The 22,734-nt window shown below is 64.7% G+C and carries 20 protein-coding genes and 3 pseudogenes; 15 read left to right on the top strand and 8 right to left on the bottom strand.

What is annotated here, in order from left to right:
- Window positions 1–176 precede the first annotated feature (176 nt).
- Window positions 177–746, top strand: a complete 570-nt coding sequence (locus ABIA40_RS31345; protein WP_271541556.1) for a NifU family protein — start codon at window positions 177–179, stop codon at window positions 744–746.
- Window positions 747–751: 5 nt separating this feature from the next.
- Here the strand turns inward: ABIA40_RS31345 and ABIA40_RS31340 are convergent, their stop codons facing one another.
- Window positions 752–1,786: an aspartate-semialdehyde dehydrogenase gene (locus tag ABIA40_RS31340; RefSeq protein WP_271541554.1), complete on the bottom strand. Its 1,035-nt coding sequence runs from the start codon at window positions 1,784–1,786 to the stop codon at window positions 752–754.
- 117 nt (window positions 1,787–1,903) lie between these two features.
- Between ABIA40_RS31340 and ABIA40_RS31335 the strand changes: the two genes are divergently transcribed.
- The gene (locus tag ABIA40_RS31335) at window positions 1,904–2,692 is read left to right on the top strand and encodes a hypothetical protein (protein WP_404545100.1); all 789 of its coding nucleotides are present in this window, start codon (window positions 1,904–1,906) and stop codon (window positions 2,690–2,692) included.
- A gap of 170 nt (window positions 2,693–2,862) precedes the next feature.
- Window positions 2,863–3,249 (top strand): hypothetical protein, encoded by a 387-nt coding sequence (locus tag ABIA40_RS31330; protein ID WP_404545097.1) that lies wholly within the window; start codon window positions 2,863–2,865, stop codon window positions 3,247–3,249.
- Between the two features lie 191 nt (window positions 3,250–3,440).
- Here ABIA40_RS31330 and ABIA40_RS31325 read toward each other — a convergent pair whose 3' ends face one another.
- Complete coding sequence (locus ABIA40_RS31325; RefSeq protein ID WP_036002723.1) at window positions 3,441–4,076, bottom strand: DapH/DapD/GlmU-related protein; 636 nt, start codon at window positions 4,074–4,076, stop codon at window positions 3,441–3,443.
- 130 nt (window positions 4,077–4,206) lie between these two features.
- Window positions 4,207–5,319, bottom strand: a complete 1,113-nt coding sequence (leuB, locus tag ABIA40_RS31320; protein WP_404545094.1) for a 3-isopropylmalate dehydrogenase — start codon at window positions 5,317–5,319, stop codon at window positions 4,207–4,209.
- 227 nt (window positions 5,320–5,546) lie between these two features.
- On the opposite strand from leuB, the gene ABIA40_RS31315 reads away from it, so the two are divergent.
- Window positions 5,547–6,737, top strand: a complete 1,191-nt coding sequence (locus ABIA40_RS31315) for a YbfB/YjiJ family MFS transporter (protein ID WP_404545092.1) — start codon at window positions 5,547–5,549, stop codon at window positions 6,735–6,737.
- A gap of 35 nt (window positions 6,738–6,772) precedes the next feature.
- Here ABIA40_RS31315 and ABIA40_RS31310 read toward each other — a convergent pair whose 3' ends face one another.
- The 4 genes from ABIA40_RS31310 to ABIA40_RS31295 form a co-directional block, all read right to left on the bottom strand.
- Entirely contained in the window at window positions 6,773–7,600 is an 828-nt protein-coding gene (locus tag ABIA40_RS31310; RefSeq protein WP_404545090.1) for a molybdopterin-binding protein, read from the bottom strand.
- A 14-nt stretch (window positions 7,601–7,614) separates the two neighbouring features.
- Complete coding sequence (locus tag ABIA40_RS31305; protein ID WP_036002769.1) at window positions 7,615–8,244, bottom strand: cytochrome b/b6 domain-containing protein; 630 nt, start codon at window positions 8,242–8,244, stop codon at window positions 7,615–7,617.
- A gap of 182 nt (window positions 8,245–8,426) precedes the next feature.
- Window positions 8,427–8,981, bottom strand: coding sequence for a fasciclin domain-containing protein (locus tag ABIA40_RS31300; protein ID WP_404545088.1), 555 nt, complete (start codon window positions 8,979–8,981; stop codon window positions 8,427–8,429).
- Between the two features lie 363 nt (window positions 8,982–9,344).
- Window positions 9,345–10,106 carry an SDR family oxidoreductase gene (locus ABIA40_RS31295; protein ID WP_404545085.1) on the bottom strand — a complete coding sequence of 254 codons (762 nt, stop codon included), beginning with the start codon at window positions 10,104–10,106 and terminating at the stop codon, window positions 9,345–9,347.
- 86 nt (window positions 10,107–10,192) lie between these two features.
- On the opposite strand from ABIA40_RS31295, the gene ABIA40_RS31290 reads away from it, so the two are divergent.
- The gene (locus tag ABIA40_RS31290; protein ID WP_404545083.1) at window positions 10,193–11,722 is read left to right on the top strand and encodes a malonyl-CoA synthase; all 1,530 of its coding nucleotides are present in this window, start codon (window positions 10,193–10,195) and stop codon (window positions 11,720–11,722) included.
- A 29-nt stretch (window positions 11,723–11,751) separates the two neighbouring features.
- Window positions 11,752–12,249, top strand: a complete 498-nt coding sequence (locus ABIA40_RS31285) for a hypothetical protein (protein WP_404545081.1) — start codon at window positions 11,752–11,754, stop codon at window positions 12,247–12,249.
- Window positions 12,250–12,386: 137 nt separating this feature from the next.
- Here the strand turns inward: ABIA40_RS31285 and ABIA40_RS31280 are convergent.
- Window positions 12,387–12,608 (bottom strand): annotated as a pseudogene (locus tag ABIA40_RS31280) (sulfite exporter TauE/SafE family protein); the annotation flags it as partial.
- 450 nt (window positions 12,609–13,058) lie between these two features.
- Between ABIA40_RS31280 and sdhC the strand changes: the two are divergent.
- From sdhC to ABIA40_RS31235, 9 genes and pseudogenes are all read left to right on the top strand, one after another.
- On the top strand, window positions 13,059–13,457 hold the full coding sequence (gene sdhC, locus ABIA40_RS31275) for a succinate dehydrogenase, cytochrome b556 subunit (RefSeq protein WP_025033170.1): 399 nt from the start codon (window positions 13,059–13,061) through the stop codon (window positions 13,455–13,457).
- Entirely contained in the window at window positions 13,454–13,870 is a 417-nt protein-coding gene (gene sdhD / locus ABIA40_RS31270; protein ID WP_036002745.1) for a succinate dehydrogenase, hydrophobic membrane anchor protein, read from the top strand. Before sdhC ends, sdhD begins: the two co-directional genes overlap by 4 nt.
- Window positions 13,871–13,873: 3 nt before the next feature.
- The gene (sdhA, locus tag ABIA40_RS31265; protein ID WP_036002747.1) at window positions 13,874–15,709 is read left to right on the top strand and encodes a succinate dehydrogenase flavoprotein subunit; all 1,836 of its coding nucleotides are present in this window, start codon (window positions 13,874–13,876) and stop codon (window positions 15,707–15,709) included.
- Window positions 15,710–15,751: 42 nt separating this feature from the next.
- Window positions 15,752–16,534 carry a succinate dehydrogenase iron-sulfur subunit gene (locus ABIA40_RS31260; protein ID WP_036002750.1) on the top strand — a complete coding sequence of 261 codons (783 nt, stop codon included), beginning with the start codon at window positions 15,752–15,754 and terminating at the stop codon, window positions 16,532–16,534.
- Window positions 16,535–16,720: 186 nt separating this feature from the next.
- A complete protein-coding gene (locus ABIA40_RS31255; RefSeq protein ID WP_404545078.1) occupies window positions 16,721–18,865 on the top strand; it encodes an ATP-binding protein in 2,145 nt (714 codons plus the stop codon).
- A gap of 52 nt (window positions 18,866–18,917) precedes the next feature.
- Window positions 18,918–20,875, top strand: a pseudogene (locus ABIA40_RS31250) (ABC transporter ATP-binding protein/permease).
- A 163-nt stretch (window positions 20,876–21,038) separates the two neighbouring features.
- Window positions 21,039–21,864: pseudogene (locus tag ABIA40_RS31245) on the top strand (FkbM family methyltransferase).
- 24 nt (window positions 21,865–21,888) lie between these two features.
- Window positions 21,889–22,275: a VOC family protein gene (locus tag ABIA40_RS31240; protein ID WP_157284938.1), complete on the top strand. Its 387-nt coding sequence runs from the start codon at window positions 21,889–21,891 to the stop codon at window positions 22,273–22,275.
- Window positions 22,276–22,358: 83 nt separating this feature from the next.
- Window positions 22,359–22,601, top strand: a complete 243-nt coding sequence (locus ABIA40_RS31235; RefSeq protein ID WP_036002774.1) for a hypothetical protein — start codon at window positions 22,359–22,361, stop codon at window positions 22,599–22,601.
- The last annotated feature ends 133 nt before the right edge of the window (window positions 22,602–22,734 follow it).

The following is a 22,734-nucleotide window of genomic DNA, read 5'->3' as shown; positions in this document are numbered from 1 at the left end:
AAGCGTGGATGGCCGGGACAAGCCCGGCCATGACGACGAGAGAAGATTGCGTACCTTAACCCACTGAAATTGCACCGAAACGCCCTCCCTCCCCCCTTGACCGTGCGTTCGCCGTCGCCATCTGCTAGGGGATGGAGCACGCGCCGGCCTTGAACCGGCGACGTCTGGAGAAAACCATGTTCATTCAAACCGAAGCCACCCCCAATCCCGCCACGCTGAAGTTCATTCCCGGCCGCGTCGTGGTCGACGGCAGCCCGATGGAATTTTCGAGCCGCGAATCGGCGGCGCGTTCGCCGCTCGCCGAGAAGCTGTTCGAGGTGCCCGGCGTCACCGGCGTGTTCTACGGATCGGATTTCATCACCGTGACGAAGGCGAGCGGTGAGTGGCAGCAGCTCAAGCCCGCGATTCTCGGGGCCATCATGGAGCACTACATGTCCGGCGCGCCGCTGCTCGCCGACGGCGAAGCGCACAGCGATGCCGATCTCGACGACGAGGACGAGTTCTTCGATGAAGCCGACGCCGAGACCGTCGACATGATCAAGGACCTGATCGAGACCCGGGTGCGGCCGGCCGTCGCCAATGACGGCGGCGACATCACCTTCCGCGGTTTCAAGGACGGTATCGTCTATCTCAACATGAAGGGCGCCTGCTCCGGCTGCCCGTCATCGACGGCGACGCTCCAGCACGGCATTCAGAACCTGCTCAAGCACTTCGTGCCTGACGTGGTCGAAGTCCGGCCGATGTAAGCCCCTTACGCCGCCTTCTGCTTGGCCGTGATCAGCTTGCGGTTGATCAAGACTTCCGCGATCTGAATCGCGTTGAGGGCGGCGCCTTTACGCAGATTGTCCGACACGCACCAGAGCACGAGGCCGTTCTCCACGGTCGCGTCCTCGCGGATGCGGCTGATGTAGGTCGCGTCCTCGCCGGCCGCTTCATAGGGCGTGGCGTAGCCGCCGGGCTCCTGCTTGTCGATGACGAGGCAGCCCGGCGCCTTGCGCAGGATCTCGCGGGCTTCATCGGCGGTGATCGGATTCTCGAACTCGATGTTGACGGCCTCGGAATGGCCGACGAACACAGGCACGCGCACGCAGGTGGCGGAGAGCTTGATCTTGGGATCCAGGATCTTCTTGGTCTCCGCCATCATCTTCCACTCTTCCTTGGTGTAGCCGTCCTCCATGAAGACGTCGATGTGGGGGATGACGTTGAAGGCGATGCGCTTGGGGAATTTCTTCGCGACCAGCTCGTCGTTGGTGTAGACGGCCTTGGTCTGCGAGAACAATTCGTCCATCGCGTCCTTGCCGGCGCCCGACACCGACTGATAGGTCGAGACCACGACGCGCTTGATCGTCGCCTTCTCGTGCAGCGGCTTGAGCGCGACCACGAGCTGCGCGGTCGAGCAGTTCGGGTTCGCGATGATGTTCTTCTTCTTGAAGCCTTCGGTCGCGGCCGCGTTCACCTCGGGCACGATCAGCGGCACGTCCGGATCCATGCGCCAGGCCGAGGAATTGTCGATCACCACAGCGCCGGCGGCGCCGATCTTCGGCGACCATTCCTTCGACACCGACCCACCCGCCGACATCAGGCAGATGTCGACGTCGGAGAAGTCGTAATGCTCGAGCGCTTTGACCTTCAGGGTGCGGTCGCCATAGGAGACTTCGACGCCGACGCTGCGGCGCGACGCCAGGGCCACGACCTCGTCCGCGGGGAATTTGCGCTCATCCAGGATGTTGAGCATTTCCCGACCGACATTGCCGGTCGCGCCGACGACTGCGACTTTGTAACCCATCGTTCACTCTCCGATGAAAAAGCACGTTCCCGAAGCTGACGCTTAAACAGGAAGAGCAGCGCTTCTATGCGAGAACCGGCCTCAAGACAACGTTAAGACCATGCCTTAGGGACGTGGATGCAGTCGCCTGAGGCCAGCACGGCCGTTAGCCCTACCCAGATCCACCTGACGCTCTTGGCCGTCGCCGACGAGGTCGTCGGCACGCTGGCGCATCTGGTTGCCTATGTGGGGGCGCTCGCCCTGTTTGCCATCCTCGCCCTTGCGGCATTGGGACAGCTGCCTGACCTGCGCGGCGATGGTCCCGCGGACAGACCGGGTTGGAGCATCGCCGACCGCTCGCACCCAGCCTTCGCCGTCAGCCGGATCGATTCATCAGAGAAAACAGCCTCTTACATCATCTTTCGGCATCCCGAAGGCGGCCGCAGGGACGTGCTGCGCTGGACCGATATGGCGGACAAGTCGGTGGCCGAGCTCGAAATCTACCGCCAAGGCGCCGAATTCGACGTGACACGGCCGGCGGCCGCGGGCTTGGCCGCTCGGATGGGTTTGAGTGCAGATGCCCCGCTCGAGCAGGCCGGCCTGATCGACAGCAAATTCGGCCCCGTCGCCCTGTTCCGGCCGGTCGGCGCGACAGAGGGGACGCGGGCCTGCCTCGGCTATCTCAAGCGCTACGAGGAGCCTGCCTTGCAGATCTCCGGCTTCTCTTGCCAGGGCGACAGCTTGCCCGCCCGGCGCGCGGCGATCGCCTGCACGCTGAACCGGCTGACGCTGCTGGCCTCGGGCAACGAGCCGAGGCTGGCGGAATTGTTCGCCCATGCCGAGCTCAGGCGCCGCGGCTGTGACCCCCAGGGCTCGCCGGACTGGCTGCTGGGCGCAGCGAACGCGCAATTGCGCGGAGCGCTTTGACTTGCATCAAGGATTCTGCATCAAGCTCAAGTGGCTGGTTTGCATGCAACTTTTGCCGGCGCGCACGATTATTCCGAGCTGGTGTGACCCAATTGACCTAGTTGCGTCCGCCCCGGCCGGGCTAGTATGGGGTGAAATCGACTGGCGGCCTGCCGCCTGAAGGGGACGTGATGAGCTTGAAATTTTCTGCCGCGAACAAACTGGCGACATTGCTTGCGGCGGGCGCCGCAATTGCCGTTGCGTTCGCGACCCCGACTTCCGCCGACACCAGGACCAAGCAGCGCTATGACGACCGCGGCCGGCCCTATTACGGCCCGAGCGGCCCCAACACGGTCTACCAGCAGGGCCGCACGCGCCTCTATGTGAGCAAGCGCTCCTGGCTGGACGGCGGCACCGAGGTCAATCCGGGCGACCGCAAGTTCACCGACTATGCCTTCCCCCCGGCCGTGGGCTATCCGTCCTTCGCCCGCGAGAACCTCAACCGGCCGATCGACCGCCAGCCGCTCTCCCCGCCGCAGGATGTCGGCGGCTATCCGCAGAACTTCCCGCTGTACTGAGACGGCGTCACGACCGAATCAAAATGGCCGGTGCTCACGCCCGGCCATTTTTGTTTTCGCGAGATGCAGTAGGGTGGGCAAAGGCGCCCTTGCGCCGTGCCCACGATCTCTCTCGATCACGAAAAATGCGTGGGCACGCTTGCGCTTTGCCCACCCTACGATTCCCGTTGCCTGGGTGAGGTGCGTGCGCCTCACGCGTTGGCTGCCGGGTCATAGCGCCGGCAAAATTCTTCGATGGCCTCGGAGCGGAAATCACTGAGGCGCTCGAAGATCAGCGCATCCGGCCAATCCCACCAGGCGATGCGGCGCAGGCTTGCGGAAACGGTATCGTCAAAGCGCTTGCGGATGGGACGGGCGGGAACGCCACCGACGATGGTGTACGGCTCGACATCGCGGCTGACGACGGCGCCGGCGGCGATCACTGCGCCATCGCCGACGCTCACGCCCGGCAGCAGGATGGCGGCGTGGCCGATCCAGACGTCGTTGCCGACGATCACCCGGTCGCCGCGCCTACCTGCGAAGAAGTCGCGGTCGCGCGTCGCGCCCGCCTCGTAATATTCGGGGACGTAGGTGAAGCGGTGCTGCGAGGGACGGCCCATCGGGTGGTTTGGCGCACCGATCCGCACCGAGTTGGCGATCGCCGTGAACTTGCCGATCACGGCGTCGGCGACGTCGCAATTCTCGCCGAGATAGGAGTAGTCGCCGAGCGAAGCATATTCGATGCGCGTGCCCGCAAGCACCTCGCAACGCCGCCCGACCTGCGCCTCGCGCAGGCGCACCGTCTCATGGATGACGGTTTCCGCGATCTTGGGGCGGGGTGTATCCATGAGGCGGCTCCGATGAGGCCGTAGGGTGGGCAAAGGCGCGCTTGCGCCGTGCCCACCATCTCTCGGCAATCGCGATAGAAGCGGTGGGCACGCTTACGCTTTGCCCACCCTACGATGGCGGTGCTTGTGGCTACGCGTGCAGCTTTTGCAATTCCTTCAGGATCGCTTCGCCCATCTGCGTGGTCGAAGCCGACGTCGTGCCTTCCGACTTGATATCGGCGGTGCGCAGGCCGCTGGCCAGCACGGCAGCGATTGCCTGGTCGACCTTGTCGGCGAGATCGCCCATGTCGAAGGAATAGCGCAGTGCCATGCCGAAGGACGAGATCATCGCGATGGGATTGGCGAGGCCCTTGCCGGCAATATCGGGGGCCGAGCCGTGCACGGGCTCGTACAGCGCCTTGCGCTTCTTGGTCTTGACGTCGACCTCGCCGAGCGAGGCCGAGGGCAACATGCCGAGCGAACCCGTGAGCATCGCCGCGATGTCGGAGAGCATGTCGCCGAACAGATTGTCCGTCACGATGACGTCGAACTGCTTCGGCCATTTCACCAGCATCATGCCGCCGGAATCGGCGAGCTGATGCTCGAGCGTGACATCGGGGTATTCGCGCTTGTGGACCTGAGTCATGACCTCGTTCCAGAGCACGCCCGACTTCATGACGTTGCGCTTCTCCATCGACGTCACCTTGTTCTTGCGCTTCCGGGCAAGCTCGAAGGCGACGCGGCCGATGCGCTCGATCTCATAGGTATCGTAGACCTGGGTATCGATGGCGCGCTTCTGGCCGTTGCCGAGATCGGTGATGGTCTTGGGCTCGCCGAAATAGACGCCGCCGGTGAGCTCACGCACGATGACGATGTCGAGGCCCTCGATCGCCTCGCGCTTCAGGCTCGAGGCATCCGCCAGCGCCGGATAGCACACGGCGGGACGGAGGTTGGCGAACAGCGCGAGATCCTTGCGCAGGCGCAAGAGGCCGGCCTCCGGGCGCACCTCGTAAGGCACGGCATCCCATTTCGGGCCGCCGACCGCGCCGAAGATCACGGCGTCGGCGTCCTTGGCCTTGGCCATGTCGCCTTCGGAGATCGACACTTTGTGCGCGTCATAGGCGGAGCCGCCGACGAGCCCGGTGTCGGTCTCGAACTTGGCGATACCGGCCGAATTGAGCCAGTCGATCAGCCGCTTCACCTCGCCCATCACCTCGGGGCCGATACCGTCGCCGGGAAGCAGCAGCAGTTTGTGGGTCGCCATGGTCGTTCTTCCTCCGTTTCGTCATGGCCGGGCCTGTCCCGGCCATCCACGTCCTGGCTTGCGGCGCGAAGAACGTGGATGCCCGGCACAAGGCCGGGCATGCCGGCGTCTCGTGAATTTCGGCCGGAGTGCTAGAGCGGCGTTGCGCGCTTGGCAAGACACCATTGCCGGGGTGCGGCTGTGCAAGGCGGGCGGGCCCTGCCACACTGGACAGGCCGGAGTACCCCTTGCACGCCCCTGACCGCCTGCCCTACGCGCATCCCGCGCGGCTGATCCTGACGCTGTCGCTGGCCGCCACCGTGGGGCTCGGCATCGGCCGCTTTGCCTATGCGCTGGTGCTGCCTGATATGCGGGAGGACCTCGGCTGGTCCTACTCGGCGGCCGGTTTCATGAACACGATCAACGCCGTCGGCTATCTCGTGGGCGCGCTGGTGGCGTCCCGCCTGATCCGGCGCGTCGGCTGGGCCGCCGCGATCCGCGGCGGAACCATTGCCTGCGTCGCAGCGCTCGCCACCTGCGCGCTGACGGGGGATTTCGTCGCGCTGAGCCTGGCGCGCCTGGTGCTGGGCCTGGGCGCAGCGGCCGGCTTCGTCGCCGGCGGCGCACTCGCTGCCACCATCGCCCAATCGCGGCCCGAACGGGCCAACTTCCTGCTCAGCCTGTTCTATGCCGGACCCGGCATCGGCATCCTGTCCTCGGGGCTGATCGCCCCGTTCACGCTGCAACATTTTGGGCCGGGCTCGTGGTGGATCGTGTGGTGGGCGCTGACGCTGCTGTCGGTCGCGATGACGATCCCGCTGTTCCTGATCCGGATCGAGAGCGGCGCGCGCTTCTCCGAAGGCGGTCATGCCTCGTTCGCGATCCTGCCGGTGCTGATTTATCTGGCCGGTTATTTCCTGTTCGGCGCCGGCTATATCGCCTACATGACCTTCATGATCGCCTATGTGCGCGACGGCGGCGGCGGGGCCGCGGCGCAGGCGGCGTTCTGGGGCCTGATCGGCCTATCCGCGTTCGTGACGCCCTGGGCCTGGCGCGGCGTGCTGGCGCTCGATCGCGGCGGACTTGCCACCGCCATCATCCTCGGCACCAACGCCGCCGGCGCAGCGCTGCCGATGATCGGGCATTCGCCGGCCTGGCTCGCGGTCTCCGCGATCGTGTTCGGCGTCGCCTTCTTCGCCGTGGTCGGCTCGACCACCGCCTTCGTCCGCTTCAACTATCCGCCAGAGGTGTGGCCGACCGCGATTGCGGCGATGACGATCTCGTTCGGCGTCGGCCAGACGCTCGGGCCGATCGTGGTCGGCGCGATTACGGATGCGCTGGGGAGCCTGAGTTACGCGCTGAATGTGTCGGCGGCGCTATTGGCGCTGGGCGCGGTGGCGGCGCTGTGCCAGAGGAAAGTGGGCCCGAAAGGCGAATAGCGAATAGCGAGTAGCGAATTGAGAGCGGGTTGGCTTCATTGCTTCCCTATTCGCCACTCCCGATTCGCTATTCGCCCTCTCAGCTCCCGCCTGAACGAATTATATCCCTGGTCTTCCCAATAGCCGCCCTTGTAATCGTTGGTGACTTCCATCGAGACCACGTATTTCGGGTTCTTGAAGCCCAGCTTGGTGGGCACGCGGATCTTCATCGGAAAGCCGTAGGCGCGCGGCAGGATCTCGTTTGCGTATTTGAACGTCATCTGGGTCTGCGGATGCAGCGCACTGCGCATGTCGAGCGGTGAATTGTAGCCGTCCTTGTCGGCGCACTGGAACCAGACATAATTCGCGCGCGTGTCGGCGCCGATCAGCTTGAGGAAATCGCGCAAGGGCGTGCCGGTCCAGCTGCCGATCGCGCTCCAGCCCTCGACGCAGATGTGACGCGTGATCTGCGTGACCTGCGGCAATTGATGGAGTTCATCCAGCGTCCAGGACTTCTTGTTGTCGACGAGGCCGCGCACCTCGAGCTTCCAATCGGCGGCCGAGATATCGGGCGCGTCGTCGAGATCGTAATAGGCGTTGAACGGGAAGGGCTTTGTGATCGCGCTTTCGGGGAAGGTCGGCGCCAGCGCGTCGGGATTGAACATCCAGGCCTGCACGGCATCGTTGAACTTCGAGACCTTCGCCAGCATGGTCTCGGCCGAGGACGAGTCGATGACGTCGCAACCCGTGAGCAGCGTCAGCGCTCCCAGGCTGGCGCCGCCCGCAATGAAGCGGCGGCGCGTGACGTCAGGCATCGTCTTGATGGAATCCTTGATCAGCAGCCGCTTGTCGACGCCGGGAATGAGGAACGGACGCTTCGCCATGACGATTCTCCTCCTCAGCGACCGATGATCATCGCGCGCAGACTCTTCGGCACGAGCAGCGCAAGCAAGACGTGAACGACCAGAAACGCGCAGATCGCGGCCATGCAGAAGAAGTGGACATAGCGCGCGGCCGGATAATCGCCGAACAGCATCACGAGATAATAGAGCTGCACGGGCTTCCAAATCGCAAGGCCCGACAGCACGATCAGCACGCCGACCACGATGATGCCGGCATAGAGCAGCCGCTGCACGTAATTGTAGACGGTGAGATCGTCATGGCCGAGCTTGAAGGTCAGCGCCGCCCTGACGTCGTGGAGCACGCCCGATGCCGTGATCGGCAGCAGCTTCTTGCGGAAGCGGCCGGTGGCGATGCCGGTGACGAGATAGGCGAGGCCGTTGATCATCAGCAGCCACATCGCCGCAAAATGCCAGAGCAGGCCGCCGCCGAGCCAGCCGCCCAGCGTGTACTCGCGCGGAAAGCGGAAGTCGAACAGCGGCGAGGCGTTGTAGATCTGCCAGCCCGACAGGATCATCAGGATCATGGCGAGCGCGTTGATCCAATGCATGACCCGCACCCAGGCCGGCTGGATCACTTTGGACTTGGTGGCCGTGACCTGCTCGTCGGTGACTGTGAGGCTCGCCATGGCGGGTTCCATCCTGAGGGCGTGTGACAGCGATTATACGCCGGTGTTTCGGCTTTCGTTACATCCCGTTCGCCATCGAATCGATGTCGTGAGGCTATTGTGGTCACAAAAGAGCGAGCCGGGTATCCCCGGCTCGCGGTCTGAGGACGTCCTGTTCGGGGATGAAACAGGATCGCGCGGTGTTACGTCGCCGGCATCAGCACGGTATCGACCACATGGATCACGCCGTTCGACTGGTTGACGTTGGTGATCGTCACCATCGAGGTGCCGCCCTTGGCGTCGACGATCCAGACCTTGCCGTCCATTTTCTTCACCGTCAGCTCCTCGCCTTCGGCGGTCTTCAGCTTCTTACCGTCGGTGAGGTCGGAAGCCGCGAGCTTGCCGGGCACGACATGGTAGGTGAGGATCTTGGTCAGCGTCGCCTTGTTCTCGGGCTTGACCAGGTTGTCGACGGTGCCGGCCGGCAGCTTGCCGAAGGCGGCGTTGGTCGGCGCGAACACCGTGAACGGGCCCTTGCCTTCGAGCGTCGGCACCAGGCCGGCCGCCTTCACCGCCGCCACCAGCGTGGTGTGATCCTTGGAGTTGACCGCGTTCTGGACGATGTTCTTGGACGGGTACATCGCGGCGCCGCCGACCATCACGGTCTTTTCCTCGGCACTGGTGGGCGCGACGACGGTCGCGGTGAGGGCCAGGGCGCTGAAGGCGGCGGCAGCGAGATAGGTAGTGCGCTTCGACATGAGAGAGTCTCCCGATTGAATTGAGACCGGCGATGGCCGGCGTTGAGCTGAGCAACAACGGCGCCTGCGACAGTTGAGGGTGATGCAGCAGTGCCGTCGTTGGACCGAACTACGGGAGGGTTTCAGGTGCGGTTTCGGGGAAAAATTCTTTGTGATGGGTGAAACTATCGGCGGGGATGTTCGTGTGCGAACCAGAGCACGCGACAAAACCCCACTGCCGTCCTGGACAAGCGTAGCGAAGCCGTAGGGTGGGCAAAGCGAAGCGTGCCCACCAAACGCAAATGCGGAGAGAGACGGTGGGCACGGCGCTTCGCGCCTTTGCCCACCCTACGACGGCGTGCCCGTTGAGGCAGTGTCCTCGCCTCAATCCCTGTTGTTCGGCGTCTGAATGAAGCCGCGATTATGCGTCGGGCTGATCAGCACTTCGTTGATGCAGACTCTCGCCGGCATGCTCGCGATGAAGGCGATGGTACGACCGAGGTCTTCGGGCTGCAGCATCTTCGCCTGCTCGGCTTCGCTCGGCACCACCGGGCGCAGCTTCAGGATCGGCGTCGCCACCTCGCCCGGCATCAGGCAGCAGGCGCGCAGGCCGTTGACGCATTCGTCCATGTTGAAGGAATGGGTCAGTGCCAGCACCGCGTGCTTGGTGGTGGTGTAGGCCGGGCCCGGCATCTTCGAGACGTGACGGCCGGCCCAGGACGAGACGTTGATGATGGAACCGTCCTGCTGCTGGCGCATCGTCGGCAGCACGGCGCGCATGCAATAAAGCACGCCGTTGAGATTGACCTGGACCAGTCTGTCCCAGCCCTCCAGCTCCATGTCCTTCCAGCTGCGTTTGGGGACATTGATGCCGGCATTGTTGACGAGCAGGTCGATGCGCCCGTGCTTCGCGACGATCTGATCGGCCGCCTTCTGGGCTGCGGCCGCGTTGGCGACGTCGAGCGCAATGGCCTCGGCCGCCCCACCGTCCCCCGTGATCTTCGCCACCACGGCATCGAGGGCTGACGGCCGCCGGCCCGAGACCACCACCGTCCAGCCGTCGGCAGCTAACGCCTCGGCGCCGGCCTCCCCGATCCCGCTGCCACCACCCGTGACCCAGGCCACGCGTTTCCCGCTTTTTGACATGCAAACTGTCTCCGTTGCTTCATCGGGGCGGTTTTTGCTAATCCAGCCCTCGGTTTTGACCGGCCTATGCCGGCGAGGAATGTTGCATGAACCAAGCTGCCAACGCCAATTTGTTTTCCCGCCTGTTCGAGGGCCTCGCCGATCCGAAGCGGCTCGCGATCGAGACGCACGACGGCGCCCATATCAGCTATGGCGACCTGATCGCGCGCGCGGGCCAGATGGCGAACGTGCTGGTCGCGCGCGGCGTGAAGCCGGGCGACCGCGTCGCGGTACAGGTGGAAAAGTCGGTCGCCAATATCGTGCTCTATCTCGGCACGGTGCGCGCCGGCGCAGTCTATCTGCCGCTGAACACGGCCTATACGCTGAACGAGCTCGATTACTTCATCGGCGATGCCGAGCCGTCGCTGGTGGTCTGCGATCCCGCCAAGGCAGAAGGCCTCGCGCCAATCGCTGCCAAGGTGAGCGCCAGGGTCGAGACGCTCGGCCCCGACGGCAAGGGCTCGCTGACGGAGGCCGCAGACAAGGCGAGCAGCGAATTCACGACGGTGCCGCGCGAAAACGACGATCTCGCCGCGATCCTCTACACCTCGGGCACCACCGGCCGCTCCAAGGGCGCGATGCTGACGCATGACAATCTCGCGTCCAACTCGCTCTCGCTCGTCGACTATTGGCGCTTCACCGACAAGGACGTCCTGATCCACGCGCTGCCGATCTACCACACCCACGGCCTGTTCGTGGCGACCAACGTGACGCTGTTCGCGCGCGCCTCGATGATCTTCCTGCCGAAGCTCGATCCAGACCTGATCATCAAGCTGATGGCGCGCGCGACGGTGCTGATGGGCGTGCCGACCTTCTACACCCGCCTGCTGCAGAACCCCGCGCTGTCGCATGAGACGACGAAGCACATGCGGCTGTTCATCTCGGGCTCGGCGCCGCTGCTCGCCGACACCCATCGCGAATGGTCGGCGCGCACGGGCCATGCCGTGCTCGAGCGCTACGGCATGACCGAGACCAACATGAACACGTCGAACCCGTATGACGGCGAGCGCGTGCCCGGTGCGGTCGGCTTCCCGCTGCCGGGCGTCTCCGTGCGCGTGACCGATCCCGAGACAGGAAAAGAGCTGCCGCGCGACGAGATCGGCATGATCGAGGTGAAGGGGCCGAACGTCTTCAAGGGCTATTGGCGCATGCCGGAGAAGACTAAGGCCGAATTCCGGCCCGACGGCTTCTTCATCACCGGCGACCTCGGCAAGATCGACGACAAGGGTTACGTGCACATCCTCGGACGCGGCAAGGATCTCGTGATCTCCGGCGGCTTCAACGTCTACCCGAAGGAGATCGAGAGCGAGATCGACGCCATGCCTGGCGTAGTGGAGTCGGCCGTGATCGGCGTGCCGCATGCCGATTTCGGCGAGGGTGTCACGGCCGTGCTGGTGCGCCAGCCCGGCGCGAGCATCGATGAAGCGGCCGTGCTGAAGGGCCTCGACGGGCGCCTCGCGAAATTCAAGATGCCGAAGCGAGTCTTCGTGGTCGACGAGCTGCCGCGCAACACGATGGGCAAGGTGCAGAAGAACGTGCTGCGCGAGACGTACAAGGACATTTACGCGAAGAAGTAGGAGCGAATGCTCCGGGGCTGGAGAGATGCATGAAGCGCGAGCAGGCTGTCCGGATCAACGATCATCTCCTCGATGCTTATAGGGCCCTCGACCAGGCCCGAATGGGCATCGCGGCACTTGGCAAGGCTGAGCGGATCGGGTTCGGAGATTGGCTTGAGGAAGTCGTTGCCGCCTTAGAGGACGAACTGCTCCAGCCGATCTACGATCAGTACCCGGATCTGGAGCCGCCAAAATCCGATCGAGAACCGCTGAGGTATATTTGCGAACTCACGTGGGATGAGGTGCAGCTCCCGGCGTCGACGACCGAAAAGCAACTCGACGAGATTATTTTTTCGGTCATGAAGCCGACCTGGCGAAAAACCGCGATGATGGTCACCTATGTGTTGGATCGCTGCAAAGAGCTTGGATTGCAGATCGAAGGCGAAGTGATTGCTGCGCGATTGAAGGTGCTTTCCGACTCCGATCGCATCGAAGGCATCGGCGATCTCCGATCATGGTTCCACAGCGAAGTGCGACTGAAGGATTAGTCCGCCTTGCGATTTCTGAGCTCTGCTCTCCCCGTCATTGCGAGGAGCACTTGCGACGAAGCAATCCGGAATCGTTCCGCAGAGACAGCCTGGATTGCTTCGCTTCGCTCGCAATGACGGTGGATGTGGCGGCTACAGCTGCCTACGATCAACAGATAACACCCGAACGCCATCTCCAGCGTGCGCTTCGACATTGCATCCGCGGCCTTCACGCCGAGCGGCAGGGTGACGAGGCTCATCGGCATCATCCGCGCGGCGCGGAGCAGCGAGACGAGCTGAGCCCGAAGGGCACTTGCAGGGCTGCGACAAGCCGGATAGCTCGCCGCGGCGGGCCATCCGGCATAGATGTAGCCGAGCGCATCGGCAGCAGTAGGCGATCCGATCTGGGCGGTCGAACGTCGCGCGGCCCGGCTGGGGTGGAATGCAGATTGCGCATATCGGCCCGAAGCGCGTGAACCGGTGAGAGTGCCAAAAACCCAATCGGGCAACGGCCGGGCCCGGCATCCTTCGCTGGCGCATTGCCACGCCCCGGCGCGCAACGGCTTAGAGGCGTTCCAATAGTGATTTCAATGCGCCAAACGCCGGCCCCGAAGTGATGAATTTAGATTCCTGTGTTCGCTTGCGGACCGATAGGCTGGTATACCAAGACCCTGATTGGCCTTGGTTCATCAAGGCCATAGAGCTGAACCACAGTTCGGTTTATGGCGATTTGGTGATTGCGCAGGCCAGATCGACTCCGTAAATAGAGCCCACCTTTCGCGATCCCCGCGCGCCCCATGCTGGGCCGCAACAAACATCAAAAGCCGCCCATGACCGCACGGATCGAACGACCGCTTTCGCCGCACATCCAAACCTATCGCTGGACGCTGACGATGGCTCTATCCATCGTGCACCGCGCTACCGGTATCGCCCTTTACGTCGGAACCCTGCTGCTGGTCTGGTGGCTGGTTGCCGCGGCCTCCGGCCCGGCCGCCTATGCCCATGTCCAGGCTTTCTCCAGCAGCATCATCGGCCGGCTGATTGTGTTCGGCTACACCTGGGCCCTGATGCACCACATGCTCAGCGGCATCCGGCATTTCGTCTGGGATCTCGGCTACGGCTTCAAGGCCAATGAGCGCGAAGCGCTGACCTGGGGCGCCCTGATCGGCGGCATCGCGCTGACGGTGCTGATCTGGATCATCGCCTATGCGAACGGAGGTGGCCGATGAGCTTCGACGAATCCCACGGCTCTCCGAAGCGTCCCTCGATGCGCACCCCGCTCGGGCGCGTCCGCAATCTCGGCGCCGCGCATTCCGGCACGTCCGATTTCTGGCGCCAGCGCATCACCGGCGTCGCCATGACGCTGCTGATGATCCCGGCACTGGTCATCATCATGATGCTGCTCGGCCGCAACCAGGTCTACGCGGCGCAGACCCTGAGCTCCATTCCCGTTGCGGTGATCCTGCTGCTCTTCATCTTCGCCAGCGCCTGGCACATGAAGATAGGCATGCAGGTGGTGATCGAGGACTACGTCCATAACGAGAAGCTCAAGCTCACCGCGATCATGCTCAACAATTTCTTCTCGGTCGCCGTGGCGCTCGCCTCGACCTACGCGATCCTGAAGCTCTCTTCCGGAGTGTAACCCATGGCCGCTGAGACCAATGGCAAGGGCAACGGCGCTCCCGCCACCAACGGAAAAGCCTATCCGATCGAAGACCACACCTATGACGTCGTCGTGGTCGGCGCCGGCGGCGCCGGCCTGCGCGCTGTCGTCGGCTGCAGCGAAGCGGGCCTCCGCACGGCCTGCATCACCAAGGTCTTTCCGACCCGTTCGCACACGGTCGCGGCGCAGGGCGGCATCTCCGCTTCGCTCGGCAACATGCACAAGGACGACTGGCGCTGGCACATGTACGACACCGTGAAGGGGTCGGACTGGCTCGGGGACCAGGACGCGATCGAATACATGGTGCGCAACGCGCCCGACGCGGTCTACGAGCTCGAGCATTGGGGCGTGCCGTTCTCGCGCACCGAGGACGGAAAGATCTACCAGCGTCCGTTCGGCGGCATGACCACCGAGTTCGGCAAGGCCCAGGCGCAGCGCACCTGCGCCGCGGCCGACCGCACCGGCCACGCCATGCTGCACACGATGTACGGCCAGTCGCTGCGCCACGCGGCCGAGTTCTTCATCGAGTTCTTCGCCATCGACCTGATCATGGACGACCAGGGCACCTGCCGCGGCGTCATCGCGCTCAAGCTCGACGACGGCACGCTGCATCGCTTCCGCGCCCAGACCACGATCCTGGCGACCGGCGGCTATGGCCGCGCCTACGCCTCCTGCACCTCGGCGCACACCTGCACCGGCGATGGCGGCGGCATGGTGCTGCGCGCCGGCCTGCCGATGCAGGACATGGAGTTCGTGCAGTTCCACCCGACCGGCATCTACGGCTCGGGCTGCCTCGTCACCGAGGGCGCCCGCGGCGAAGGCGGCTATCTCGTCAACGCCGAAGGCGAGCGCTTCATGGAGCGCTATGCGCCGTCGGCCAAGGACCTCGCTTCGCGCGACGTGGTCTCGCGCGCGATGACCATCGAGATCCGCGAGGGACGCGGCGTCGGCAAGAAGAAGGACCACATCTTCCTGCATCTCGACCATCTCGATCCCGCCGTGCTCGCCGAGCGTCTGCCGGGCATCTCGGAATCGGCCAAGATCTTCGCCAATGTCGACGTGACGCGCGAGCCGATCCCGATCGTGCCGACCGTGCATTACAACATGGGCGGCATCCCCACGAACTATCACGGCGAGGTGCTGACCAAGAAGGACGGCGACGACAACGCGGTGATCCCCGGCCTGATGGCGATCGGCGAAGCGGCCTGCGTCTCCGTGCACGGTGCCAACCGCCTCGGCTCCAACTCGCTGATCGACCTCGTCGTATTCGGCCGCGCCGCCGCGTTGCGCCTGGCCGAAAAGCTCACACCCAACGCCAAGCAGCCCGAGCTGCCGACGAACTCGGCCGAGATGGCGCTCGGTCGCCTCGACCATTACCGCTACGCCTCAGGCGGCACGCCGACCGCGAAGCTGCGCGAAGGCATGCAGCACGTGATGCAGAACAATTGCGCGGTGTTCCGCACCGGCGAAGTGCTGAGCGAAGGCCAGAACCTGATCGCGAAGGTCCACAGCGGCATCACCGACATCGCCGTCTCCGACCGCTCGCTGGTGTGGAATTCGGACCTCGTCGAGACGCTGGAATTCGACAATCTGATCTCGCAGGCGGTGGTGACGATGAACTCGGCCGCCAACCGCACCGAGAGCCGCGGCGCCCATGCCCGCGAGGACTTCTCCGAGCGGGACGACAAGAACTGGATGAAGCACACGCTGGCCTGGCTTGACGATGCCGGCAAGGTCAGGATCGAGTATCGCCCGGTTCACAACTACACCATGACCAACGACGTGCAGTACATCCCGCCCAAAGCTCGCGTTTACTAAGCGTCGCGCGTGTATTGATCGAACAGCGAAGGCCTTAATCGAATGGTTGAATTCGCACTTCCGAAGAACTCCAAGATCACTGGCGGCAAGACCTGGCCGAAGCCCCCGGGCGCGACCGAGCTCCGCGAGTTCAAGGTCTATCGCTGGAATCCGGACGACGGCAAGAATCCAAGCGTCGATACCTATTACATCGACACCAATGATTGCGGCCCGATGGTGCTGGACGGCCTGATCTGGATCAAGAACCACATCGACCCGTCGCTGACCTTCCGCCGCTCCTGCCGTGAAGGCGTCTGCGGCTCCTGCGCGATGAACATCGACGGCCAGAACACGCTGGCCTGCACCAAGTCGATGCACGACGTGAAGGACGGCGCGGTGAAGATCAACCCGCTGCCGCACCAGCCGGTGGTCAAGGACCTCGTCCCCGACCTCACCAATTTCTACGCGCAATACGCCTCGGTCGAGCCCTGGCTGAAGACGACCTCGCCGACGCCGCAGAAGGAATGGCGCCAGAGCCATGAGGACCGCGAGAAGCTCGACGGCCTCTACGAGTGCATCCTCTGCGCCTGCTGCTCGACCTCCTGCCCGAGCTATTGGTGGAACAGCGAGCGCTATCTCGGCCCCGCCGCGCTGCTCCAGGCTAACCGCTGGGTCTCGGATTCGCGCGACGAGGCCACCGGCGAGCGGCTCGACAATCTCGAGGACCCGTTCCGGCTCTATCGCTGCCACACCATCATGAACTGCGCCAAGGCCTGCCCGAAGGGCCTCAACCCGGCCGAAGCCATCGCCGAGCTCAAGCTCAAGATGGTCGAACGCCAGATCTGAGGCGAAGTCCCCCTTCCGCCCCGGCCAAACCGGCCGGGGTGTTCTGCATTTGCCGTCAATTCGAGCAGAATTTTTCTCTGACCCGCTCGACGCGCAAATTTCCGGCTCGCAACCAACGGTTCCAGCACAAGCTGCTTCCTTCCTTGCGCGGGATTCAGTTAAGCTCCCGTCAGGGACGGAGCGACTGTGCAGAGGGCGCAACGCAACTCGCTGAGGCTGTTACAGTGGATGATGGCGGCATCCCTGGCGCTGCCGATTGGGCTGTTCGCAATCGCCGCCGCGATCTCCTACACATCGACCAAGGATACCGCCGACCGCGAGATCGAGCGCACGGTCGATGTCGCACATGAGCACGCGCTCAAGGTCTTCGAGACCATCGACCGCAGCATCGCCGAGCTCAACGAGGTCGTGCGTGGCCTGCCCGACGGCATCATCCGCGACCGGGAGCCGACGCTGCATCGCCGGCTGAAGCGGCTGACCGATTCGCTGCCGCAGCTCAAATCGGCCTGGATCTTCGACGCGAAAGGAAAGGCGCTGGTCAACAGTCTCGTCTCGCCGCCGCCGGACCTGAGTTTTGCCGACCGCGATTACTTCTATTCCCATGTCGACCAGAGCATCGGCACGTTCATCGGCACGGCCCTGACGCCACGACCGCCCTATCAGGGCGCCCGATTCTTCGGAGTCAGCCGCCGCCGCGACTCCGACGACGGCCGCTTCATCGGCGTGATCCAGGCCTCCGTGCTGCCGGAATATTTCGAAAGCTTCTATGCCAGGATCGGCACCGATCCCGGCAGCTTCTTCGCGATGGGGCGCACCGACGGCGCAATGCTCGCGCATTTTCCCCGGCTCGACCACGAGCTTCGGCTCGATCCGACCGGACCGGTGGGCCAGAAGATCGCGACCCAGCCCGTGCACGGCCTCATCACGGTCGCCTGGCCCTCGGACGGTATCGAGCGGCGCATCGCCTATCGGCGCGTCGCCGAATATCCGATCTATGTCAGCGCCGGGTTGGAGACCTCTGCGATCCGCGCACGCTGGCTCGCCACCATCGGCCAGCATCTGGTGTTCGGCATTCCCGCCACCGCGCTGCTGTTTCTGCTGCTGGCGCTCGCTCTGCGGCGCACCCAGCACCTTCAGACCGAAGCTGCAAAGCGGCGCGAGGCCGAGGAGGCGCTCAAGCACAGCCAGCGCTTGGAAGCGCTCGGCCAGCTCACCGGCGGCGTCGCGCACGACTTCAACAACCTCCTGACGGTGATCCGCGCTTCGGTCGATCTCTTGAACCGTCAGCAGCTGACGGAGGAGCGGCGACAACGCTACATCACGGCCATTGCCGATTCGGTGGCGCGTGCGGCCAAGCTGACTTCGCAACTGCTCGCCTTTGCGCGGCGCCAGACCCTCAAGCCGGAGGTGTTCGACGTCGGCACACGGGTGCAGTCGCTGCACGACATGCTCGCCACGCTGCTGGGCCCCGCGATCGAGATCGTCATGCAGCTGCCGGCGGAGCCGTGCCTCGTCAATGCCGATGCCAGCCAGTTCGAGACGGCGCTGATCAACATGGCGACCAATGCGCGCGATGCCATGCAGGGCCAAGGACGAATCGTTTTCAAGGTCGAGGCCACGACGACCGTTCCGGACGCGCTGGTGCAGCTTTCGGCCAGCCCGGACCACGGCTTCGTCCGCGTCACCGTCAGCGATACCGGCGTCGGCATTCCCGCCGCGCGGCTCGGGCGCATCTTCGAGCCGTTCTTCACCACCAAGCAGGTCGGCCGCGGCACCGGTCTCGGCCTGTCCCAGGTGTTCGGCTTCGCCCGGCAGTCCGGCGGCGAGGTGACCGTGACGAGCGAGGTGGGGCACGGCAGCACCTTCTCGCTCTATCTGCCGCGCGTGCCGCCGGGCCTGCTGCCGCAGCGCCAGGCCCCCAACACGGCGCCGGCGGTGGCCGGCAGCGGCATGTCGGTGCTGGTGGTCGAGGACAATATCGAACTGGCCAATTTCGCCGCCGATGGCCTCACCGAGCTCGGCTACAGCATCACGCTGGTCGACAACGCGGCCGACGCGCTCGCCGAGCTCGTCGTGGACGCCGACCGCTTCGATGTCGTGTTCTCGGACGTGGTGATGCCCGGGATGACCGGGCTCGATCTGGCGCAGGCGATCCGCGAGCGCGGCCTCAGCGTTCCGGTCGTGCTGACCACCGGCTACAGCCAGGCCCTGTCGCAGGAGGGTACCGGCGGCTGCGACCTCGTGCAAAAGCCTTATTCGATCGAGGAATTGTCGCGCGTTCTGCATCGGGCGGCGCGGATCCGGCACGTCAGGGACGGCGCCGCCGAATAGGGGCTCCGGAACCTCGCGGGAACCGGCCGAGTTCCCTTGGCGTTGTCCGTTCATGTACAAGCCGGCCGCGACGCGTGAAAAGGGCAAGAAGCCGCCCATCATCGATATCCAGGGCGAGAACGGCGACGAGGTGACACCGCCGCCGCCCGAGCTGGTCGAACCCGACCCCGAATTGTCACCCGAGGAAGCCGAGCAGGTCCGCAAGGATTATCTGCTGACGCGGTTCTGGATCAGCGCCCGCGGCTTCTGGGGCCGCAACGGCGACCGCCTCGCCTGGCCGTTCTCGGTTGGTCTCGGCCTGCTGATCGTGCTGACCGTCGGCTTCCAATACGGCATCAACGTCTGGAATCGCGCGATCTTCGATGCCATCGAGAAGCGCGATGCAGCGAGCGTCTTCCATCTCACCGCAATGTTCTTCCCGCTCGCGATCGGCAGCATCGTGCTCGCAGTCGTGCAGGTGTTCGCGCGCATGGGCATCCAGCGACGCTGGCGCGCCTGGCTGACGGCGAGCGTGCTGACACGGTGGCTCAAGAACGGGCGCTATTACCAGCTCAACCTCGTCGGCGGCGATCACAAGAATCCCGAATATCGGATCGCGGAGGATCTGCGGATTGCGACCGATTCCCCCGTCGACTTTCTTGCCGGCGTGACGTCGGCGCTGCTGTCGGCCGCGACCTTCATCGTCGTGCTCTGGACCATCGGCGGGGCACTTACAGTCACGATCGGCGGTTCGTCCGTGACCATTCCGGGCTTCCTGGTGATCGCCGCGATGCTGTACGCCGCGATCGCATCCGGATCGATCGTGGTGATCGGCCGGCGCTTCGTGCAGGTCTCCGAGGGCAAGAACCAGGCCGAAGCCGAGTTCCGCTACACCCTGACGCGCGTGCGCGAGAACGGCGAGAGCATCGCCCTGCTCGGCGGCGAGGAGGAGGAGCGCGACGGCATCGATCGCAACTTCACGAGCGTGCTGCGGCAATGGGCGCGCCTTGCCGGCCAGCACATGCGCACCACGCTGGTGTCGCAAGGATCGAGCCTCGTTGCGCCGGTCGTGCCGCTTCTGCTCTGCGCGCCAAAATTCCTCGACGGCAGCATGACGCTGGGCCAGGTGATGCAGGCCGCGTCCGCCTTCACCATCGTGCAGAGCGCGTTCGGCTGGCTGGTCGACAATTATCCGCGGCTCGCCGACTGGAACGCCTGTGCGCGGCGCATCGCCTCGCTGATGATGTCGCTCGACGGCCTCGAGCGCGCCGAGCAGGGCGACGGCCTCGGCCGCATCAAGCGCGGCGAGACCAGCAACGAGGCCATGCTGGAGCTGAAGGATCTCTCGGTCACGCTCGACGACGGCACCGCCGTGGTCGGCGAGACCGAGGTGGTGATCGAGCCTGGCGAACGGCTGCTGGTCGCCGGCGAATCCGGCACCGGCAAGAGCACGCTGGTGCGCGCCATCGCCGGGCTGTGGCCGTGGGGCGGCGGCAGCGTGAATTTCCATGCCGATCGCCGGCTGTTCATGCTGCCGCAGCGGCCCTATGTGCCCTCCGGCTCCTTGCGGCGAGCGGTCGCCTATCCCGGCGCGGCCGACCACTGGACTTTGGACGAGATCAGCGCAGCCCTGCACAAGGTCGGCCTCGATCATCTCAAGGAGAAGATCGAGGAGGAGGCACCGTGGGACCAGACCTTGTCGGGCGGCGAGAAGCAGCGCCTCGCCTTTGCGCGGCTGCTCCTGCACAACCCCGACATCGTCGTGCTCGATGAGGCGACCTCGGCTCTCGACGAGAAGAGCCAGGACAAGATGATGCAGATGATCACCGAGGCGCTGCCGAAGGCGACCATCGTCAGCGTCGCGCATCGCGCCGAGCTGGAGGCTTTCCACAGCCGCAAGATCGTGCTGGAGCGGCGCAAGGGCGGCGCCAAGCTCGTCAGCGATATCGACCTGATTCCGCGCAAGGGCCGGCGCCGGCTGCTCTCGGGCGGTTCTTGCGGCAGCGCAAGGCGCCAAAGAAGGCGGCGTGATCCGTAGCCGGGATGGAGCGTAGCGCAATCCGGGAAGGTCTATCCGCGCGGCAAGAATCCCGGATTACGCTGCGCTCCATCCGGGCTACCGGACTGTGATCGAGCGTTGGAGTCCTCGTTAAAACCCGCTATGCATGCGCCGCCTGCAACGAGGATCTGCTGCTTGACGTCCGACAATGCCCCTTCGCCCGCGCCGTTCGGTGCGTTCGCGCCCAATGCGGCGCAGGCTGCGATCATCCGCCTCGCTCAGCGGTCGGGGCTGAAGCGCGGCGCGTTCCGGCCGTGGATGTCGCGGCTGGTCAATCTGCTGCGCAGCGGCCCGGTCGACGTGCAATATCAGGGCGCCTCGTTCCGCTTCCATCACCAGGGCAGCGCGACCGAGCGCGGCGCGCTGTTCAATCCCGACTACAATCTCGACGAGCTCGACTTCCTGCGCCAGCACACCCCGGCGGGCGGCACGTTCGTCGATGTCGGCGCCAATGTCGGCACTTTCGCACTGGTGATGGCGCATCAGATCGGGCCATCCGGACAAGTGGTGGCGATCGAGCCGCATCCGCTGACCTTCGGACGGCTCTCGTTCAACCACGCCGCATCGAAGACGCCGCAGGTGCGCCTGGTGCAGGCCGCCGCGGGCGACAGCGACGGCGAGCTGATCATCGAGAGCGGCGGCGGCAACCTCGGCGCTACCCACGTCGTCACCGGCACGGCCAGTGCCGAGGCCATCAAGGTGCCGTCGCTGCGCCTGGTGCGCATTCTGGAGGAGGCCGGCGTCGGCCAAGTCGATTCGCTGAAGATCGACGTCGAGGGCTTTGAGGACCGCGTGCTGATCGGCTTCTTCCGCGACGCGCCGCAATCGCTCTGGCCACGTGCGGTGGTGATCGAGCATCTGTCACAAAACGAATGGCAGCAGGATTGTATTGCCGACATGGTCGGGCGCGGCTTTACGATCGCACGCCAAGACACGAAGCAATACGTTTCTGTCCCGCTGACGGGTACGAACAAGGGAGGTTGCGATGATCGATCATCTGGGTTTCTCCGTCTCCGACTATGAGCGCGCCAAGGCGTTCTATGCGAAGGCACTGGCGCCGCTCGGCTACAGCCTGATCATGGAGGTCACTGCCGAGCAGACCGGACACGCTGCGGCTGCAGGCTTCGGAGCCGACGGCAAGCCCGATTTCTGGATCGGGGGCGAAGGCGCGATGAACAAGCCGGTGCACGTCGCCATCCACGCCAAGGACCGCGCCACAGTCGATGCATTCTACAAGACGGCGATGGCGGCCGGCGGCCGCGACAACGGCCCGCCCGGCATCCGCCCGCATTATCACGCGAACTATTACGGCGCCTTCGTGCTCGACCCCGACGGCCACAATATCGAAGCGGTCTGCCACACGCCGGAATAATCCGGTCTTCGAAGCGATGTGACGCGGAACATCGGTGCTGCACCTTCGTTGTTGTTCTCTGGACAACGATCCCGATGATGCCGATGCCGATTGAACCGCCCGAGATTCCGCCGTCGACGCCCGGTACGCCAACTGAGCCGCCGCCCGGAATCCCGCCCGGCAATCCGCAGCCCGAAATCACGCCGCCGGTGCGCGAGCCCGGCTCGCCGCCGCGGCCCGACGAATTGCCGGGCCGCATGCCTGAGGAGATCCCATCGCGCGGACCGAACGGGCCGCTCACGCCCAATCCTGCGACGGATGCGATTCCGCCGCGCGATCACGCGTGAAGCGGCGAAGCAATGTCAGGCGATTGCCACCAGCGCCTGAATGCGCAATGAACGTTGCCATAGTGAGATGATTTGCGTGCAGAAATAAATCGGGTCGCAGTTGCATCGCCCGCCACAATGCGGCCTAACGCTT

Origin of the sequence: Bradyrhizobium sp. USDA 223, assembly GCF_044909005.1 — a bacterium.
Lineage (GTDB): Bacteria > Pseudomonadota > Alphaproteobacteria > Rhizobiales > Xanthobacteraceae > Bradyrhizobium > Bradyrhizobium yuanmingense.
This window is presented reverse-complemented; position numbering and strand designations above follow the sequence as displayed.

Bases quoted from the DNA above. Each gene is read 5' to 3' on its own strand.
- ABIA40_RS31345 (WP_271541556.1), top strand. From the start codon at position 177: ATGTTCATTCAAACCGAAGCCACCCCCAATCCCGCCACGCTGAAGTTC.
- ABIA40_RS31340 (WP_271541554.1), bottom strand. From the start codon at position 1,786: ATGGGTTACAAAGTCGCAGTCGTCGGCGCGACCGGCAATGTCGGTCGG.
- ABIA40_RS31335 (WP_404545100.1), top strand. From the start codon at position 1,904: ATGCAGTCGCCTGAGGCCAGCACGGCCGTTAGCCCTACCCAGATCCAC.
- ABIA40_RS31330 (WP_404545097.1), top strand. From the start codon at position 2,863: ATGAGCTTGAAATTTTCTGCCGCGAACAAACTGGCGACATTGCTTGCG.
- ABIA40_RS31325 (WP_036002723.1), bottom strand. From the start codon at position 4,076: ATGGATACACCCCGCCCCAAGATCGCGGAAACCGTCATCCATGAGACG.
- leuB (WP_404545094.1), bottom strand. From the start codon at position 5,319: ATGGCGACCCACAAACTGCTGCTGCTTCCCGGCGACGGTATCGGCCCC.
- ABIA40_RS31310 (WP_404545090.1), bottom strand. From the start codon at position 7,600: ATGGCGAAGCGTCCGTTCCTCATTCCCGGCGTCGACAAGCGGCTGCTG.
- ABIA40_RS31305 (WP_036002769.1), bottom strand. From the start codon at position 8,244: ATGGCGAGCCTCACAGTCACCGACGAGCAGGTCACGGCCACCAAGTCC.
- ABIA40_RS31300 (WP_404545088.1), bottom strand. From the start codon at position 8,981: ATGTCGAAGCGCACTACCTATCTCGCTGCCGCCGCCTTCAGCGCCCTG.
- ABIA40_RS31295 (WP_404545085.1), bottom strand. From the start codon at position 10,106: ATGTCAAAAAGCGGGAAACGCGTGGCCTGGGTCACGGGTGGTGGCAGC.
- ABIA40_RS31290 (WP_404545083.1), top strand. From the start codon at position 10,193: ATGAACCAAGCTGCCAACGCCAATTTGTTTTCCCGCCTGTTCGAGGGC.
- ABIA40_RS31285 (WP_404545081.1), top strand. From the start codon at position 11,752: ATGAAGCGCGAGCAGGCTGTCCGGATCAACGATCATCTCCTCGATGCT.
- sdhC (WP_025033170.1), top strand. From the start codon at position 13,059: ATGACCGCACGGATCGAACGACCGCTTTCGCCGCACATCCAAACCTAT.
- sdhD (WP_036002745.1), top strand. From the start codon at position 13,454: ATGAGCTTCGACGAATCCCACGGCTCTCCGAAGCGTCCCTCGATGCGC.
- sdhA (WP_036002747.1), top strand. From the start codon at position 13,874: ATGGCCGCTGAGACCAATGGCAAGGGCAACGGCGCTCCCGCCACCAAC.
- ABIA40_RS31260 (WP_036002750.1), top strand. From the start codon at position 15,752: ATGGTTGAATTCGCACTTCCGAAGAACTCCAAGATCACTGGCGGCAAG.
- ABIA40_RS31240 (WP_157284938.1), top strand. From the start codon at position 21,889: ATGATCGATCATCTGGGTTTCTCCGTCTCCGACTATGAGCGCGCCAAG.
- ABIA40_RS31235 (WP_036002774.1), top strand. From the start codon at position 22,359: ATGCCGATTGAACCGCCCGAGATTCCGCCGTCGACGCCCGGTACGCCA.